Origin of the sequence: Brevibacillus sp. BC25 (assembly GCF_000282075.1) — a bacterium.
GTDB lineage: Bacteria > Bacillota > Bacilli > Brevibacillales > Brevibacillaceae > Brevibacillus.
This window is the reverse complement of the sequence record NZ_AKIX01000115.1, coordinates 1-16309: the sequence shown is the minus strand read 5'-3', so window position 1 is coordinate 16309 and position 16309 is coordinate 1. Positions and strand designations below refer to the sequence as shown.

General features: G+C 49.1%; 17 protein-coding genes and 2 pseudogenes. 14 read left to right on the top strand and 5 right to left on the bottom strand.

The features are described 5' to 3' along the window. Positions 1-47 precede the first annotated feature (47 nt). The 5 genes and pseudogenes from PMI05_RS25385 to PMI05_RS25370 all read left to right on the top strand — a co-directional run bounded on the left by PMI05_RS25385 (position 48) and on the right by PMI05_RS25370 (position 3793). Entirely contained in the window at positions 48-1469 is a 1422-nt protein-coding gene (locus PMI05_RS25385) for an amino acid permease (RefSeq protein ID WP_039961363.1), read from the top strand. Between the two features lie 118 nt (positions 1470-1587). Beyond that, the gene (locus PMI05_RS25380) at positions 1588-2106 is read left to right on the top strand and encodes a DUF402 domain-containing protein (RefSeq protein WP_007728141.1); all 519 of its coding nucleotides are present in this window, start codon (positions 1588-1590) and stop codon (positions 2104-2106) included. A 197-nt stretch (positions 2107-2303) separates the two neighbouring features. Further along, entirely contained in the window at positions 2304-3230 is a 927-nt protein-coding gene (locus PMI05_RS25375; protein WP_007728140.1) for an Ig-like domain-containing protein, read from the top strand. Positions 3231-3370: 140 nt separating this feature from the next. After that, positions 3371-3495: pseudogene (locus PMI05_RS31485) on the top strand (hypothetical protein); the annotation flags it as partial. 1 nt (position 3496) lies between these two features. Then, positions 3497-3793 (top strand): hypothetical protein, encoded by a 297-nt coding sequence (locus PMI05_RS25370; RefSeq protein WP_238543358.1) that lies wholly within the window; start codon positions 3497-3499, stop codon positions 3791-3793. A gap of 87 nt (positions 3794-3880) precedes the next feature. On the opposite strand, the gene PMI05_RS25365 is transcribed toward PMI05_RS25370, so the two are convergent. The 3 genes from PMI05_RS25365 to PMI05_RS25355 are packed head-to-tail and all read right to left on the bottom strand — an operon-like array spanning position 3881 to position 6367. Then, the gene (locus tag PMI05_RS25365; RefSeq protein ID WP_007728136.1) at positions 3881-5428 is read right to left on the bottom strand and encodes an MFS transporter; all 1548 of its coding nucleotides are present in this window, start codon (positions 5426-5428) and stop codon (positions 3881-3883) included. Then, a complete protein-coding gene (locus tag PMI05_RS25360) occupies positions 5425-5865 on the bottom strand; it encodes an SRPBCC family protein (RefSeq protein ID WP_007728134.1) in 441 nt (146 codons plus the stop codon). Before PMI05_RS25360 ends, PMI05_RS25365 begins: the two co-directional genes overlap by 4 nt. A 13-nt stretch (positions 5866-5878) precedes the next feature. Next, a complete protein-coding gene (locus tag PMI05_RS25355) occupies positions 5879-6367 on the bottom strand; it encodes a MerR family transcriptional regulator (RefSeq protein ID WP_007728132.1) in 489 nt (162 codons plus the stop codon). 243 nt (positions 6368-6610) lie between these two features. Here PMI05_RS25355 and PMI05_RS25350 point away from each other — a divergent pair, with 243 nt between their 5' ends. After that, positions 6611-8809: a DNA topoisomerase III gene (locus PMI05_RS25350; RefSeq protein WP_007728127.1), complete on the top strand. Its 2199-nt coding sequence runs from the start codon at positions 6611-6613 to the stop codon at positions 8807-8809. 66 nt (positions 8810-8875) lie between these two features. On the opposite strand, the gene PMI05_RS25345 is transcribed toward PMI05_RS25350, so the two are convergent. Next, positions 8876-9253 carry a VOC family protein gene (locus PMI05_RS25345; protein WP_193375281.1) on the bottom strand — a complete coding sequence of 126 codons (378 nt, stop codon included), beginning with the start codon at positions 9251-9253 and terminating at the stop codon, positions 8876-8878. A 327-nt stretch (positions 9254-9580) separates the two neighbouring features. Here PMI05_RS25345 and PMI05_RS31480 point away from each other — a divergent pair, with 327 nt between their 5' ends. The 7 genes and pseudogenes from PMI05_RS31480 to PMI05_RS31470 form a co-directional block, all read left to right on the top strand. Then, positions 9581-10192, top strand: coding sequence for an HlyD family secretion protein (locus tag PMI05_RS31480; RefSeq protein ID WP_007728123.1), 612 nt, complete (start codon positions 9581-9583; stop codon positions 10190-10192). Between the two features lie 93 nt (positions 10193-10285). Continuing rightward, entirely contained in the window at positions 10286-10771 is a 486-nt protein-coding gene (locus PMI05_RS31475) for an HlyD family secretion protein (RefSeq protein WP_007728120.1), read from the top strand. After that, positions 10768-11526, top strand: a complete 759-nt coding sequence (locus PMI05_RS25335) for an ABC transporter ATP-binding protein (RefSeq protein ID WP_007728118.1) — start codon at positions 10768-10770, stop codon at positions 11524-11526. Before PMI05_RS31475 ends, PMI05_RS25335 begins: the two co-directional genes overlap by 4 nt. Then, positions 11523-12662: an ABC transporter permease gene (locus tag PMI05_RS25330; protein ID WP_007728117.1), complete on the top strand. Its 1140-nt coding sequence runs from the start codon at positions 11523-11525 to the stop codon at positions 12660-12662. Before PMI05_RS25335 ends, PMI05_RS25330 begins: the two co-directional genes overlap by 4 nt. A gap of 17 nt (positions 12663-12679) precedes the next feature. Further along, on the top strand, positions 12680-13360 hold the full coding sequence (locus PMI05_RS25325; RefSeq protein WP_007728114.1) for a TetR/AcrR family transcriptional regulator: 681 nt from the start codon (positions 12680-12682) through the stop codon (positions 13358-13360). 116 nt (positions 13361-13476) lie between these two features. After that, positions 13477-14373, top strand: a complete 897-nt coding sequence (gene purU / locus PMI05_RS25320; protein ID WP_007728113.1) for a formyltetrahydrofolate deformylase — start codon at positions 13477-13479, stop codon at positions 14371-14373. A gap of 31 nt (positions 14374-14404) precedes the next feature. After that, positions 14405-14542: pseudogene (locus PMI05_RS31470) on the top strand (formyltetrahydrofolate deformylase); the annotation flags it as partial. Positions 14543-14612: 70 nt separating this feature from the next. Here PMI05_RS31470 and PMI05_RS25315 read toward each other — a convergent pair. Further along, positions 14613-15506 carry a LysR family transcriptional regulator gene (locus tag PMI05_RS25315; RefSeq protein WP_007728112.1) on the bottom strand — a complete coding sequence of 298 codons (894 nt, stop codon included), beginning with the start codon at positions 15504-15506 and terminating at the stop codon, positions 14613-14615. A 124-nt stretch (positions 15507-15630) separates the two neighbouring features. Here PMI05_RS25315 and PMI05_RS25310 point away from each other — a divergent pair. Beyond that, the coding region (locus tag PMI05_RS25310) for an MFS transporter (RefSeq protein WP_007728110.1) at positions 15631-16309 on the top strand (679 nt) is incomplete at its 3' end.

Here is a 16309-nt window from a genome sequence, read left to right as displayed (position 1 = left end):
TTCAATCACGGTTGGAAGTGAATGACCCGCTTGGGAGGTCGCACATGATGTCATGGAAAAATCAATTGCTGAGGAAAAAGTCAGTTACGCAAATGCTGGAGCAGGTGGATAAAAACGAAAGCTCTCTCAAAAAGTCATTAGGTGCTTTTGACCTGACGATGCTGGGCATCGGCGCGATCATGGGAACAGGAATTTTTGTGTTAACTGGGGTTGCTGCTGCCTTGCACGCTGGACCGGCACTTGTTTTGTCTTTTGTTATTGCGGCACTTGCCTGTGTCTTTGCCGCACTCTGCTATGCGGAATTTGCTTCGACTGTTCCGGTGTCGGGAAGCGCTTATACATACAGCTATGCGGCATTTGGCGAATTTGTCGCGTGGATGATCGGGTGGGACTTGATTCTCGAATATGGAGTGGCTTGTGCTGCGGTGGCAAGCGGATGGTCGGGGTATGCCCAGGGATTGCTAGCGGGGTTTAACATCCACTTGCCGAATGCGCTCACGAGTGCGTTTGATGCATCAAAAGGAACGATCATCGATCTACCTGCGGTCCTCATCATTGTCATCATTACAGCTTTGTTGATGAAGGGAACGCGAGAGTCAGCCAGCTTGAATACCATCATGGTGTTGATAAAAATAGCGGTAGTTGCCCTGTTCCTCGTCGTTGGAGTCATGTATGTTAAACCGGAAAACTGGAGTCCATTCATGCCGTTTGGTTTTGCGGGAGTAGCGACTGGTGCAGCAACGGTGTTTTTTGCTTTTATTGGATTTGATGCGGTGTCTAGTGCGGCCGAAGAAGTCCGCAATCCCCAGCGCGACATGCCAATCGGGATCATCTCGTCCTTACTCGTCTGCACGATTTTGTATATTGCAGTCTCACTGACATTGACAGGGATTGTTCCGTACAAATTGTTGAATGTCAAAAATCCGGTCGCATTTGCGCTCGCCTATGTCAATCAGGACTGGGTAGCAGGCTTCATTTCGTTGGGAGCCATTGTCGGGATCACGACAGTGTTGTTAGTCATGATGTATGGACAAGCCCGGATGTTTTTTGCGATGAGTCGAGATGGCTTGCTCCCTGAGCTCTTCTCGCACGTACATCCCCGCACACAGGTACCACAAAAGAGCACGCTCGTCGTGGCAGTATTAGTAGCAACCTTCGGTGGATTATTGCCCCTCTCTAGCTTGGCCCAGCTCACCAACATCGGAACGCTGTTTGCTTTTATTTTGGTCTCGATTGGGCTAGTAGTATTGCGTCGCACTCATCCGCAATTACCGCGGGCTTTTCGCGTCCCATTTGTTCCACTTGTTCCCTTGCTCGCGGTTCTCTTTTGTGGATATCTCGTTTTCAACCTGCCTACGCTGACCAAGTTCGGTTTTCTCGGTTGGCTGTCGGTCGGAGCGATCGTCTATTTCCTATATGGGCGCAAACACAGTCGATTGGCAAAAAAAGACGACTCCTCCCAAACATAAATAGCAGGTTAATCCGTTTAGGCATGTTTTTCGTGAGCATGTCTTTGTTTGCTATCTGACAAAGCGATCCCATTCATGGTAGAGTAAAAGCAACCAAAACGACGAGGGAGAGCAGGCTATGAAGCGAAAACGAGCAGATCGACCTGGTTGGAGACGCGTGAAGCGATTGGGTTACCAGCAAAAATGGGTAGAATCTTTATCTTTTTCGGGGTACACTGTCCGCCTGTCTCTGGACGAAGTCAGTGAGCCTGCCTACATGCCTGTCGGGGACAAAACTCTGTGTGTGGGCGATAGAGGATATGTGTACTTGCAGTATTTTCCTCATGGTCAAGCGTATGCCGTTACAAAAATGATGGATGAGTTAGGGAATACCGTGCAATGGTATATCGATATTTGCAGGGGACATGGCAAGGATGAGAACGGGCATATCTGGTATGACGATTTGTACCTCGACATCGTGGTACTGCCGACAGGAGAAGTATACCTGCTTGATCAGGATGAGCTCGATGAGGCATTGAAAAAAGGCGTTATCACGAGCGAGTATCACCAGTTTGCCTCTGAGACCGCTGATCTTTTATTACGAAATATTTTGTCGGGCAAACGGGATGACTTTGACTTTCCGAATTTTTTTGCATAAACGTATGGAAGAACGAAAGGCGGTTGTCGCTTTCGTTCTTTTTTTGGTAGACGTACCGCTTTTTGGAGTGGAGTTGGAGGCTCGGAGCTTGTCCTAGTCCAAAATAACCATATTTTTATTTCGTGTAAAAACTGTATGTTATGCCTAAAAAATGAAATACGATTTTTACGAACAAAAAAACTTTTAGGAGGAGAAGTATGAAGAGAGTATTCCAAGCCTTACTCGCAGTAACACTCATGTTCAGTTTAACGCTAAACAGCAACAGCGTATCAGCAAAATCGGAGAAAGAAGAGCTTGGTGTACCGAATCAGTTCCTTGATGATGAGCAGCTAGTGGAAATTGACGCACAATTCAAAAAGGAATACCAACTCGATAGCACGTATATTTCCGACAACCTAATCAGTTATCCAAAACCTGGGGATGTGTTCGTATCAGTTTCTAATCCTATTATTGCGCAGACAGATGTTCCTACAAACATTCGACCTGCGCTAACATTCCCGGTGCCAATTACTTTTGACAATGATCCGTCAACAGTAGTATCGCTCTATAAGGTTGAAGGAAAATCACCAGTCAGCGGAAAATTGGAGATTAGAAATAACACACTCTATATTCGTCCTGACAAGACTTTGGAATCCAATACTAAATATGCGATCGAGATTGACAAAGGAGCAATTGTAAGCACCATTGATTCTACTAAATCGATCGATAAGTATTTATTACAGTTTGTGACCAGCAACAACGAAGCGCCTATAGTAATCGATGTAAAGCCGTATGGAGAGGAAACAAAAGTGGATGTAGATGCGGTTATTACAATTAAGTATGATCGCAAAGTGATAAGTGGAACAAAGAAATTCCTATTAATGAATGACAATGGTGCGAAGGTTCCTGCAACTTTTACTGTCAGTAATGACACTGTAACGATCCAACCGAAAGCGCCTTTAAAAAATAATGTAGAGTACTACATAGATGTAGCCCAAGGAGCAGTAAAGGATACATCAGGGAATGAAAGCTATAAATATTTTTCCTTGTTTTCAACAGGCACCCCATCTGATTCAGGGGCCATTCCTGAGAATCCAGAACCAATTGATCTAGAATTAGGTGACATTTCAATAGAGTTTGAGTAGAAAAAATCAGTGAAGATTGGATTGAAATTTGCGACTGCTACATTAAAGGGCGACAAGTGTATAGGGTGAAATGTAAAGATAGAAGGGGTGTCTCTCTCCCAGAGAGGGCCCCTTTTTCCTTTTTTGAAGAAGATAAATATATGATAACGTGGGCACTCGGACATTTGGTCACTCTCGCTAATCTGAAGCGTACGGGCAGCAATTCAGCTCGTGGCGAATCGAGGATTTGCCGATTATGCCGTCCCCATTACGCTTGGTCGTGATCTTTGCTGGATATGGGAGTAGAAGTAGCCATCGTGATCGGAGGGGGCAATATTTTTCGTGGAAACATGGCCGATCCACGCAAGGATTTTACCGCGAAGCAGTATGTGGAGGTTTCTTTTGACGAGGTGGTCAGAAGAGATTTGCGTGTCATGGGTCAGGCCGCAATGATTTTGGCCAGAGACCACCAATTGCCTCTGCACGTGTTTACCTTTGACCAGCCGGGAGCCATGGCGCGGATTTGTCGAGGGGAGCAGGTAGGTACTTACATTAGCACAGAGCTTGCGGCACTGTATAAGTAGTCGGCAAAGGTTGGTGTGTTTGCGTTTGTAAAGCGAGACAGCAGCAACCTAGGACGAGAAAATAAAGTCCTAGGTTGCCACGGATCATTACATCTCACCTGGCGTTTTCTGCCCAATGGGGGGGATATGCCGAAGCTTGATCACGGTGAGTATGGCGATAGCGATCATGAGCCCGCCGCTAACAGCCACAACAGCATGCATGCCGTCGGTAAATGCTATCTGAGCGCCATGAAGAAGTGTTGAACCAATTGGTTCGGGTAAAACTTTTGCTGCCGAGACTGCCCCAGCCAGACTTTCGCGGGAGGCTCCGGCTGTCAACGTCGTAACATCTCTCGGTATGAAGCCGGCAATTTGAGTGCGGTACACGTATGTTCCGATGCTGCCTAATACAGCAATACCAAGTGCGAATGCAAATTCACCGCTCGTTTGCAGCAAGGACGCCGCCGAACCGGCTTTCGCAGGCGGGGCCGAGCCGATAATTAGATCGCTGGACAAGCTCGCAAACGGCGCTACCCCCACATTAAAAAAGATATAACCGACGATCAGGGTAGAGAGTCCGGATCCCGCTCCTACCTGGGACAGTAGAATACATCCAGTCGCCGAGACGGCAAGGCCTGCCCCGATAAGGAGTGAAGGTCGGACCCGCCGAGCGATGATCGGCGACAACAACATGCCTGCCATCGACGCAACCACTCCCGGGAGCATGCACATCGCTGCTGCAAGCGGCGATAGTCCTTCCACGAATTGAAGATGCTGTGCGATGAAGAGCATGGAAGCGCCTGTCAAAGTGATGCCGAACATGCCGCCCAGTGCTGTGCTGAAGGCGGGGTTTGCGAATAGGCGCAAGTCCATTAGCGGACTGTCCAACCGTTGCTGCCGTCTTACGAATAACGTCCCGAAAACAACTCCAGCCGCGATGGCAATGAGCGGCAAGATCTGTAGACCTTGCTTAGCGATTTCCTTTAGGCCGTATATTGTCGGTAGAATGGTGCACATCGACAGCAAGACGCTAGTCATATCCAAATGACCAGGTGCGGGATCCCGATATTCGGGCAGAAGATGGGATGCAGTCAACAACAGCAGCGCCATGACTGGAACGCCTAGTAGAAAAATCGAACCCCATGAAAAATGCTCCAGCATCATCCCGCCGACTACTGGGCCAAGCGCCATGCCTCCCATCGAGCACATGAACCATATGCCTATGGCGAGGGAGCGCTGCTTATGATCGCGGAACATATTGCTGATTAAAGCCAGGGACGAAGGCGATACCGTCGCCCCGGCTATGCCGAGCAGCGCCCGTGCTGTAATTAGCATTCCAGAGGTGCTGGAATAAGCGGCCAACACCGAAGCGGAACCGAATGCCGCTGCGCCGAACATCAGCAGCTTACGGCGACCGAGCCGATCTCCGAGCGATCCCATCGTGATCAGAAACCCCGAGAGCATGAAGCCGTATATGTCCATGATCCAGAGCTGTTCAGTACTGTCAGCGCCGATAGAGATGCTTATGTGAGGAAGTGCGAGAATCATTACGGACAAGTCTATCGAAACGAGCAGTGCAGGCAATGAAAGCACGGCAAGTCCAATCCATTCGTTCAAACCGGCCCGGTTACTCGATTCAAGCGTAGCATCTTTCATTGGTCGTCCAGAGCCTCACCGAGCCGATCCAACATCACCTTTGTTCCGTGCTCACGCTGTTCAGGCGTATCGAGACCGTCTAGAAAAACGCCTTGCTCGGTATAGATCAAGCGCGTGCCGCCGTCCACGGAATCGAATTCCACCGTCGTCACGGAGACTGACATCCGCTTGTCTTCCATGTCCAGCGTGTATGAGTATACAATTCGCTTATTCTGAACGATTTCCTGATAGCAGGCATCGAATGTGTAAACGAGTCCCCCAGGCGGACCACCGCGATTGAATTCGCGGCCGCCGACGCGGAAGTCGAATTCTTCGGCTTTAGGAAACCTACTGGCTTTGGCTGCTTGACCCGCCCATGCAGCGAATACACGGGCAGGGGAATGCTTATAGTTCCTTTCAATGACAAATGTGGAATGCTTAGCTGATTTTTCACTCACAGTCGAAACCTCCCTATCCGGGTTCTTCCGGATGCTCATCTAAATATTCACCAAGTCGGTCGAGGTGGCGATCCATACTCGATTTTCTCTCGGCGAAAAATTTCTCATGCTTCATTCTCATCGTTCGTATGATGTTCATGAAATGCTCAACGGTAAACGGTTCGTTCCTTTGCATCCGACTCGACACATTCTCAAGCTCATGCAAAAGTTTCTGCTGCATGCGGATACTTTCTTTCAGGCTGTCTATTTGAATGGAAACAATGTCCGACAGGCTGAGCTGGTCTCCGGCCATAACGGCTTTAATCTGCTCCAGCGATAGCCCCAACTCCTTTAAGGACAAAATTTGCTGTAGGCGTGAAATGTCCTTTTCGGTGTAGAGTCTGTATCCGGATGGCGAATAGCCGGATGGAGAAAACAAGCCTATCTGATCGTAAAAACGTAAAGTCCGTATCGTAATTCCCGCCATTTTCGCAAGTTCTCCGACTTTCCAATGACTTTTCATGATCAGCCCCTTTCTTGATCGCTAGCGTTTCACCGGTAACTTCACTATAAACCGTTACGTTACGTAATGGTCAAGGAGCACTTTGAAGTTTTTTCCAACACATCGCGTGAGCTTGTCCGTTAGCGTTTCATAGCCCTAAGAGTCTAAAACTTTTTTCCTTGAAATATTTCTAAGCCCCTTCTTCCTGCTTTTTTGTTTACAATGGAAAGAGAGATGTTGAATTGGTTTGAAAGGATGTCGTACATGAGTAAAACAGTTGTACTGGCAGAAAAGCCTTCGGTTGGACGTGACATTGCAAAAGTATTGCAGTGTCACAAAAAAGGAAACGGCTTTTTTGAAGGAGATAAATATATTGTAACGTGGGCGCTGGGGCATTTGGTCACGCTCGCTGATCCTGAAGCGTACGGGCAGCAATTCACCTCGTGGCGAATCGAGGATTTGCCGATTATGCCGTCACCATTGCGCTTGGTCGTGATCAAGGAAAGCAACAGGCAGTTTCAGGTCGTCAAACAACAATTGAGACGCAACGATGTCGGGCAGATCGTCATTGCGACGGATGCAGGGCGTGAAGGAGAGCTCGTTGCCCGGTGGATTCTCGAGCTGGTTCACGCGAATAAACCAATCAAGCGTCTGTGGATCTCCTCGGTGACAGATAAGGCGATCCGCGAAGGCTTCCGCAATCTGAAGGACGGCAAAAACTATGAAAACTTGTTTGCCTCCGCCGCTGCTCGTGCAGAAGCAGACTGGCTCGTAGGAATCAATGCCACGCGCGCCTTGACGTGCAAGCATAATGCCCAGCTCTCATGCGGTCGTGTTCAGACGCCGACACTCGCTATTGTGGCAACGCGAGAAGAGGAGATTCGTCGCTTTACGCCCAAGCCATTTTACGGGCTGTCTGCGGTGGCCCAAGGTCCGATTCAGCTCCAATGGCAAGATCAGCAAACGAAGGATGTCAGAACATTTTCCAAGGAAAAGGCTGATCAGCTAATAGCCGCTCTCAAACAGGAGAAAAACGCAGAAGTCATCGAGATTACTCGTGCGCACAAAAAGACATATGCACCACAGCTGTACGATTTGACGGAGCTACAAAGGGATGCCAACCGAATGTTTGGCTACTCGCCAAAGCAAACGCTGTCCATCATGCAAGGGCTATATGAGCATCACAAGGCAGTGACGTACCCACGAACGGACTCTCGCTATCTCTCTGCTGATATCGTCGAGACGCTGCCGGATCGAATCAAGGCTGTCCAAATGAAGCCATATGCACCCCTCGCCGCCAGAATCCTGCGTGCGCCGATCAAAGCGAACAAATCGTTCGTGGATGACAGCAAAGTATCGGACCACCATGCGATTATCCCGACGGAGCAAGCTGTTTTTCTCGGTGATTTGAGCGATAAGGAACGCAAGATTTTCGACCTCATCGTGAAGCGCTTCCTGGCCGTTCTGCTGCCTGCCTTCGAATACGAGCAAACGACCATCCAGGCGAAAATCGGGAATGAAACGTTCCTGGCAAAAGGAAAAACCGTACTCTCCCAAGGCTGGAGAGAGGCGTATGACCACGATGTAGAAGAAGACGATGCGAAGGACGGCGTAAAGGAACAAATCCTGCCTACTCTTGCAAAAGGAGATCGTTTGCACATCCAGTCAGTATCCCAGACCAAGGGCGAGACGAAGCCGCCAGAGCCATTTACGGAAGCGAGTCTGCTGACAGCGATGGAAAACCCGGCGAAATACATGGCGAACGAGAGCAAGGATTTGATCAAAACGATTGGGGAAACAGGCGGACTAGGTACGGTAGCAACCCGCGCGGATGTGATCGAGAAGCTGTTCAACAGCTTTTTGCTAGAGAAGCGCGGCAAGCATATTTTTGTCACCGCAAAAGCCAAGCAATTGCTAGAGCTCGTACCAGATGAAATGCAGTCGCCGACCTTGACCGCTCAATGGGAGCAAAAGCTCGGTGCCATCGCTAAGGGAAGCTTGAACAAGCGAGCGTTTATCGAAGAGATGAAATTGTACGCCAAAGAAGTCGTCCAACAGATCAAGAACAGCGATCAGACTTTCCGGCACGACAACCTGACCAGAAGCAGGTGCCCGGAGTGCAATAAGTTTTTGCTGGAGGTAAACGGAAAGCGTGGCAAAATGCAGGTGTGCCAGGATCGAGAATGCGGCTATCGCAAAAGCATTGCCAAGCAGACCAATGCCAGATGTCCAAAATGCCACAAAAGATTGGAGCTACGCGGAGAAGGGGAAGGACAAACCTTTGTCTGCGTGTGTGGGCACAAGGAAAAACTGAAGACCTTCCAGGAGCGTCGCGACAAGGAAAAGGGCAGCAAGGTTTCGAAGAAAGAAGTATCCAAGTATTTGAAGGGGCAAGACAAGGAGCAGGACGAAGGAATCAACTCAGCTTTGAAAGACGCACTGTCCAAATTAAAGTTCGACTAAAGAGGTATGAAACAAAAGCGTGAAACAAAAGGCGGCCGACCATTCAAGTCAGCCGCCTCCTTCTATTTACTTTTTCTCCAACACAGCAAAGTAATTTTCTTCATCGTCTGCGAAGTTAAAGACGCGGCCCGAAGGCATCGTAACAATGTCACCAACCTTCACATTTTTATTCATGAGGTCGTTACGCAATTCCTCGATATTTTCCGAAAAGAGCAGGAGCGAAGGAGTGCCAAGATTCATTCCAGGTGACATTTTCGCAACGAATTCCTTATTGTGCAGAACGATGCTTGTTTCAGCGCCTTGTGCGGGAGCAATTTCAATCCATCTCATTTCACCGTTCTTCTCTTCAGAAACCACATGGAACCCTAGTTTTTCGGTCCAAAAGTTCACTGCTTGATCCTGGTTATTGACATACAACATGATTTGACCGACTTTGCTAATCATCATAGACATTTCCCACTCCCTAAATGGTAGTTAAAACCTGACGCTCCTAATCCTTTCCATCTGGACGGTATCTGATACCCGATGGCCAACGGACTTGTCTAGCTTGTTTTCATCATAGCATGAATAATCAGATAGGATTTCTTTTCGATTGCGCATTTAGAAAAAGGAATTGCAATTCGTAAAAGAGGAGCATATACTCACGAGTAAAAGTGAGTAATCACTCGCTTAACTGAAAAGGTCATCTCGAGCCTGGTTCTGTGGCTTGTTTTTTTACTCATAAATAGAAAGTGATTACTCACTCCATTACGTAGGTAGGGGGAAGCGTTTATGAAACCAGTTGTTCGCTCCATTTGTATCGGGGGACTGTTACTGGCATTGTCGGGCTGCAATTGGACATCCGAAAATCATCCGTCTCTGTCCGGCACAATCGAGGCCATCGAGCTGCCGATCGTAGCTGAAGTAGGCGGATTGGTTACAAACGTTACGATAGAAGAGGGAAGTGCAGTAAAAAAAGGACAAGTGCTGGTCCAAATCGATAAACGAAGCTACCAAATTACTGTGGCAGAAGCACAGGCAGCACTGGACCAAGCGACAGCCAGGCTGGAAGAGGCAAGAGCTGGTTCACGCGACACGACGATTCAAAGAAGCATGGCCAACGTCCAGCAGGCCAATGCGAATATTCAACTGGCACAAGCGAGAAAAAATCAGGCGGAAGCAGGAAAAGCACGTGCTGCTGAGCAGATGACACAGACAGAATCGCAATGGCAGGGTGCGCAACAGACCCTGTTGTATCACCAAAAAAGACTCGAGGAATCAACAGCGCTCTTTGAAAAAGGAGCGATCTCTGCCAAAGACCTCGATACACAAAAAGAAGCAGTGAGCCAGGCAAAAACGCAGGCAGATCAATGGGCGGCACAAGTAGCTCAGACACAGGCATAGTACCGTTCTGCACAAGGAGACATCGCTGCTGCTGCGGCCCAAATCGGTACAGCCCAAGCTGCGCAAGCGGGAGCGCAGGCGGATCTCGATCAGGTGAAGGAAGGAAGTACCGATTACGCGATTCGGGCACTGCTCGCCACCCAGCAGCAGGCGAAAGCGAAACTGGATCAAGCCTTATTGCAGTTGGAAAAGGCCCAGATTACGGCAACAGACGATGGTACTCTCTTGCGCTCCTCTATCGAACAGGGGGAAGTAGCTAAAACAGGTGCCACCTTGTTTACGATGATGAAGCCAGATCAGCTTGAACTCGTCGTGTACATCCCGGAAGCACAATTGAATCGGGTGAAAAAAGGGCAAGAAGTTGGCATCAAGGTGGATGCCTATCCTGAAGAGACGTTTACGGGAACGATCAGTCGCATCTCGGAAAAAGCAGAGTTCACACCGAAAAATGTACAGACGCCGGATGAACGCACCAAGCTTGTGTTTGCTGTTACGATACACATCAAAGATGGACTCGACAAAATCAAACCAGGTATGCCTGCCGATGTGCTGCTGGCAGACGAGGAGGGAGGTCAATGAGCGCCGCTATCCAATGTGAGCAGTTGACAAAGCGTTTCAGTGATCGAGTAGCTGTGAACAGCTTGACGCTGACAGTTCCGCGAGGTTCGATATACGGCTTTTTGGGTCCGAATGGCTCAGGGAAATCGACCACAATCCGGATGCTTTGTGGTTTGTTGACCCCGACGACGGGAAAGGGGACGGTTCTTGGCTTCGATGTCATGACACAGAGCGAGGAAATCAAGCAACGGATCGGATATATGTCGCAAAAGTTCAGCCTGTATGAAGATTTGACAGTGGAAGAGAATCTCGATTTTTATGCCGGGGTTTATCGATTAGGTGCAGCAGAACGCAAGGAGCGGAAAGCGGAACTGATTGAGATGGCAGGCCTGACAGGCAGGGAAAAGCAGCTTGCGGGATCGCTGTCAGGGGGATGGAAGCAACGCCTCGCGCTCTCCTGCGCTCTTTTGCACAAGCCGGAGCTGTTGATTTTGGACGAACCGACAGCTGGAGTCGATCCTGTTTCCCGCCGGATTTTTTGGGACGTTATTCATGAGCTGGCGAAACAGGGGATCACCGTGCTGGTGACCACACACTACATGGATGAGGCGCAGACATGCGATTGGATCGGCTTTATCTTTTTCGGCAATCTGCTTGCGGAAGGCACTCCACAAGAGTTGATCGATCGTATGGGAGTAGGCAATCTGGAGGATGTCTTCATCGATCTGGTCAGGCAGGAGGAAGCCAGACAGGCGGCGGAGGAGGGAGTCAGATGAGGCATTTTGTCTGGGAGCGTTACTGGTCTGTAGTAAAGAAGGAAGTCATCCAAATCAAGCGGGATCGTCCAAGTCTGGCGATTGCATTGGTCATGCCGCTGATGCTGTTATTTTTGTTCGGATATGCTGTCAATACAGACGTGAATGACATCCAGATGGCAGTCTGGAATCAAAGCCCTTCTGCTGCCAGCCGAGAGCTGGTGGATCAGTTCGTCAATACGCGTGTATTCGAGGTGACAGCCCATGTAAGTGGCTACGAGGAGATCGAAGCCATGTTAGACGATGGCTCCGTAAATGTCGCGCTCATTATTGGGCCAGACTACACCCGCAAGCGTGATCGCAACGAGCCGGTAGATGTGCAGATGCTTATTAATGGTTCCGATCCGAATATCGCCCGGACAGCCACTTCTCAAGCCCAGTTGATCGTCCAACATCAAGCGATCACGTTGCAGGAAATAAAGCTGCAAAAACAAGGGTTGGGGGAGCTGGAGCAGCCACTTGGCTTGGATACACGCGTGTTGTTTAACCCCAATATGGAGAGTATCGTCTTCAATATTCCCGGCTTGATCGGTTTGATTATGCAAAACGTCACGATGATTCTGACGGCGTTTTCCCTCGTACGTGAGAAGGAGCGAGGAACGATGGAGCAGTTAATCGTGACTCCGATACGCCCATTAGAGCTGATGCTCGGCAAAATTACCCCATATGTAGGTGTAGGTCTCTTTTCGTTTTGTCTGGTGCTATTGGTTGGAACGTATTGGTTCGGGGTCCCGGTCAAAGGCAGCATTTCGCTTTTGGTGACTTTGTCTGTCTTGTTTTTGGTGACGACGCTTCTCTTGGGCATTTTCATTTCTACGGTGGCAAAGACCCAGCTTCAAGCGATGCAAATGGCATTCGCCTTTATCCTGCCTAGCGTGCTTCTCTCCGGCTTTATGTTCCCGCGCGATTCGATGCCGCTCGTGATACAATGGTTAGGCGGGCTCGTCCCGTTGACCTATTTTCTGGAAATCTTGCGGGGGATTTTTTTAAAGGGCGTGGACATGGATGCGCTCTGGAAGGATGTCGTCGGAATGAGCAGCTTTTGTCTCTTGATCCTGACCGTCGCTATCCTGCGGTTCCGCAAGAAGATCGAATAAGAGGAGCGTAATGGGTGATGAACAAGCCGCCAACATTTGTAGAAGGCCTGTTGCAATATGTAGAAGAGTTGAAAGACGAGAGTGAGATGACGGAGAAGCAGCGCAATATTTTGCGTGCATCAGTGAAGCTATTCGCCGAAAAAGGCTTTCATGCCAGCTCAACCTCTGAAATTGCCAAAGAAGCAGGAGTGGCAGAGGGAACGATTTTTCGCCACTACAAATCGAAAAAGGATATTTTACTCGCCGTCGTAGCACCTGTATTGGTCAAATTCGCGGCGCCGTTTATCTTGAAGGATGTCCGTGAGATCTTCAAAGAGCAGAATAAAAAAACATTCTCCCAAATCGTGACAGAGCTGTACCGAAACCGGATCGACTTGGTACTGGCGAATGAAAAGCATATTCGCATTTTGCTGCAAGAAGCCTTTTTCCATGACGAAATTAGGGAAGCACTGATCGCTACAGTTTTCACGGGTGTGAAGGAGATGGCAAATAAGCTGATCGAGGCAAAGGTAGAGGTAGGCGAATTGCGTCCGCTCCCGACACAGGCTGTTTTTCGGGCGATCCTGTCCTCGATGATCGGGCTTGTTTTGTTCCGGCAAGTTTTGGATACCGATGAATTTACGCAGTTCAGCGATGACGAGCAAATCGCCCTGACCGTAGATATTTTACTAAACGGGATTGGAAATCACTCTATCTAAAATTTTTTATCGATAAGTGAACATTTTTCTCTCCATTTGGGTATAGAAATCCCTTCTGGGAATGGTATAATTGCAAACAACTTTTTGCTGTTTTTTATTATGGAGGAGAGTAAACTATGCAATTGTTATCAGAGAGAGAATGGCTCGCGTATCGAGAGAAAAACAAAGATCGTGCGCGCATGCTGATTTCTTGCCCAGACCGCGCGGGTATCGTCGCGGCGGTGTCGAACTTCTTGTTCCAACAAGGAGCCAACATTGTTCAATCTGACCAGTACACGACCGATCCGGAAACAGGCCGGTTCTTCATGCGCATTGAATTCGATCTCATCAATCTGGAGGAGCGCTGCGAAGAGATCAAGGAAGCATTCGGCCCTGTAGCCGAGAGCTTTGGTATGGAATGGTCCTTGGTTGAAGCGAACAAGCGCAAGAAGGTCGCGCTGTTTGTTTCCAAAGAAGATCACTGTCTATTAGAGTTGTTATGGCGTTGGAAGTCCGGGGAGCTGTTCGCGGATATCGCGGTTGTTGTCAGCAACCATCCTGACATGCAGGAGACTGTCGAATCCTTTGGTATTCCGTATCGTTGCATTCCAGTCACGAAGGATAACAAGTCTCAGGCAGAAGAAGAGCAGATTGCAGCGGCGGAGGGTGTTGATCTGATCGTTCTGGCTCGCTACATGCAGATTTTGTCCCCGCGCTTTTTGGAGGACTATGCGATGCGGATTATCAATATCCACCATTCCTTCCTCCCTGCCTTTGTCGGTGCGAAGCCTTATGAGCAGGCGTATCGTCGCGGGGTGAAGCTGATCGGAGCGACAGCGCATTACGTCACGGAAGAGCTGGACGCAGGTCCAATCATCGAGCAAGACGTTCAACGTGTATCGCATCAGGAAGACGTCGAGGCACTGAAGCAGCTTGGACGTCAGGTGGAGCGTACGGTGCTTGCACGTGCAGTTCGTTGGCATCTGGAGGATCGGGTGCTGGTATACGGTAACAAGACGATTGTGTTTCCATAAGCATTACGTATAAGAAGAGGCTATTCCTTGTGTATCGCATCAGGAAGACGTCGAGGCACTGAAGCAGCTTGGACGTCAGGTGGAGCGTACGGTGCTTGCACGTGCAGTTCGTTGGCATCTGGAGGATCGGGTGCTGGTATACGGTAACAAGACGATTGTGTTTCCATAAGCATTACGTATAAGAAGAGGCTATTCCTTTTGAGGAAAAGCCTCTTTTTTCGTTTTGATTCGTCATATTTTCAAGTCAGTTTCTCACGCTTTACCAACTCCAGAAACTGAGCAACAACAGGCCGCTGTTCTGTCTCATCATCACGCGTGCAGATATACAAGGGACGCTTGATCTCTACCCCTGACACGGTTACACGACCGATCTCCCCCTGCGCTACCATTTCCTTAACGGCCAGGGCAGGAGCCAACATCGTCCCATATCCCGCGCGAACGGAGTGGATAGATTCGACCAGACCGTGATACTGAATACCGACCTGTGGACGTTTCACACCATGCTTACGACAGAGGGCAAAAAGCCAATCGCGGGTAGAACTGCCTTGCTCCCGCAACAAAAATGGTTCTTCCACGAGCTGCTCCATACGAATCTCTTTTCCTGCAAGCGCATGATGGGCGGGCAAAATAAACCAATAGGGTACATCCGTCAAATGATACCGCTTGATAGGCAGCTCATCCCACGATTCCTTGAGAATAACGGCCACATCGACCTCACAGCTAAGAAGCAGTTCAATGGATTGCATGGAATTACGCGTGAGAATTTCCACATCGACTCCTTCATAATCACGCTTGTACTGAGCCAGCCACTGTGGCACGAGATAATGGGAGGGGAGATAGGTAGAAGCAATCCTTAGCCGTCCTTTCTTTCCCTGTTTGATTTCTGTTAGCTGTGATTCGATTTCGCGTTCCCAGTCGTAAATACGGCGTGCTTTTTCAAAAAGAAAACGCCCCTCATAGGTGAGAGAAATGCCACGACCATCCGGGATGAGCAAGGTCATGCCCAATTCATTTTCGAGCTTGCGGATTTGGGCACTTACGGCAGGTTGGCTGATCGAGAGTGCGATTGCTGCTTCGGTTACACTGCGTTGTGACGCCACTTCTACGAAAATGCGGAGTGCATGTAAGTTCATCTTATGCCTCGATTCATAACTTTTATTTATGAGTGATAGATAAAGATGTATTAGATATGATGAGTGATTGCGCGTAAGGTATACCTCAGAAAGACAGAAAACGAGTAGAGAGAAGGATCAGGAGATGAGAGAAGTCAGTGGAAAGACACAAGTGGTGGCGGTCGCACTGATAACAGCATTATGCATGATAGGAGATTCGATGCTGTATGTGGTGCTTCCTCTTTGCTGGAAGGAGGCGGGATTAACATCGCTGTGGGAAGTGGGGTTATTGCTTGCGGTGAACCGTTTCATCCGTGTACCACTCGGCCCCCTTGTTGGAAAATGGTATGAGCGCTCGGGCGGACGCACAGGTTTGATTGTGGCAGTGGTGCTAGCTTTTCTGACGACACTTTCGTACAGCCTGGAAGGCTTTTGGCTGTGGCTTCTGATGCGATGCTTGTGGGGAGTCGCTTGGACATTTTTAAGGCTAGGTGCGTTTTCCTTGATCGTGACCGTTTCTGAAGGGCATAATCGTGGGCAGCTCATGGGCTTGTACAACGGACTGTATCGATTGGGCAGTCTTTGCGGCATGCTGGTTGGAGCGCTGCTGGCCTCTTGGTTCGGGCTTTCTGTTGCCTCCATCGCACTTGCGGTACCTACCTTGTTTGCATTCATTCTTGTTTTTCGCTATATACGTCCTTCCTTTACCAGTCAGCTTCCGACAGACGTGAAGCACATGGATACAGGAAAACGCTTGTGGAGTCAGGCGCAGGTGCTGTTGACGCTGAAGACGGCATTGCTCGTCACGATGGTGTACCAGGGGG

Coding starts and splice junctions, on each gene's coding strand:
- PMI05_RS31480 (WP_007728123.1), top strand. CDS start 9,581: ATGAAACCAGTTGTTCGCTCCATTTGTATCGGGGGACTGTTACTGGCA.
- PMI05_RS25315 (WP_007728112.1), bottom strand. CDS start 15,506: ATGAACTTACATGCACTCCGCATTTTCGTAGAAGTGGCGTCACAACGC.
- PMI05_RS25380 (WP_007728141.1), top strand. CDS start 1,588: ATGAAGCGAAAACGAGCAGATCGACCTGGTTGGAGACGCGTGAAGCGA.
- PMI05_RS25355 (WP_007728132.1), bottom strand. CDS start 6,367: ATGAAAAGTCATTGGAAAGTCGGAGAACTTGCGAAAATGGCGGGAATT.
- PMI05_RS25330 (WP_007728117.1), top strand. CDS start 11,523: ATGAGGCATTTTGTCTGGGAGCGTTACTGGTCTGTAGTAAAGAAGGAA.
- PMI05_RS25365 (WP_007728136.1), bottom strand. CDS start 5,428: ATGAAAGATGCTACGCTTGAATCGAGTAACCGGGCCGGTTTGAACGAA.
- PMI05_RS25385 (WP_039961363.1), top strand. CDS start 48: ATGTCATGGAAAAATCAATTGCTGAGGAAAAAGTCAGTTACGCAAATG.
- PMI05_RS25350 (WP_007728127.1), top strand. CDS start 6,611: ATGAGTAAAACAGTTGTACTGGCAGAAAAGCCTTCGGTTGGACGTGAC.
- PMI05_RS25375 (WP_007728140.1), top strand. CDS start 2,304: ATGAAGAGAGTATTCCAAGCCTTACTCGCAGTAACACTCATGTTCAGT.
- PMI05_RS25335 (WP_007728118.1), top strand. CDS start 10,768: ATGAGCGCCGCTATCCAATGTGAGCAGTTGACAAAGCGTTTCAGTGAT.
- PMI05_RS25345 (WP_193375281.1), bottom strand. CDS start 9,253: ATGATTAGCAAAGTCGGTCAAATCATGTTGTATGTCAATAACCAGGAT.
- PMI05_RS25325 (WP_007728114.1), top strand. CDS start 12,680: ATGAACAAGCCGCCAACATTTGTAGAAGGCCTGTTGCAATATGTAGAA.
- purU (WP_007728113.1), top strand. CDS start 13,477: ATGCAATTGTTATCAGAGAGAGAATGGCTCGCGTATCGAGAGAAAAAC.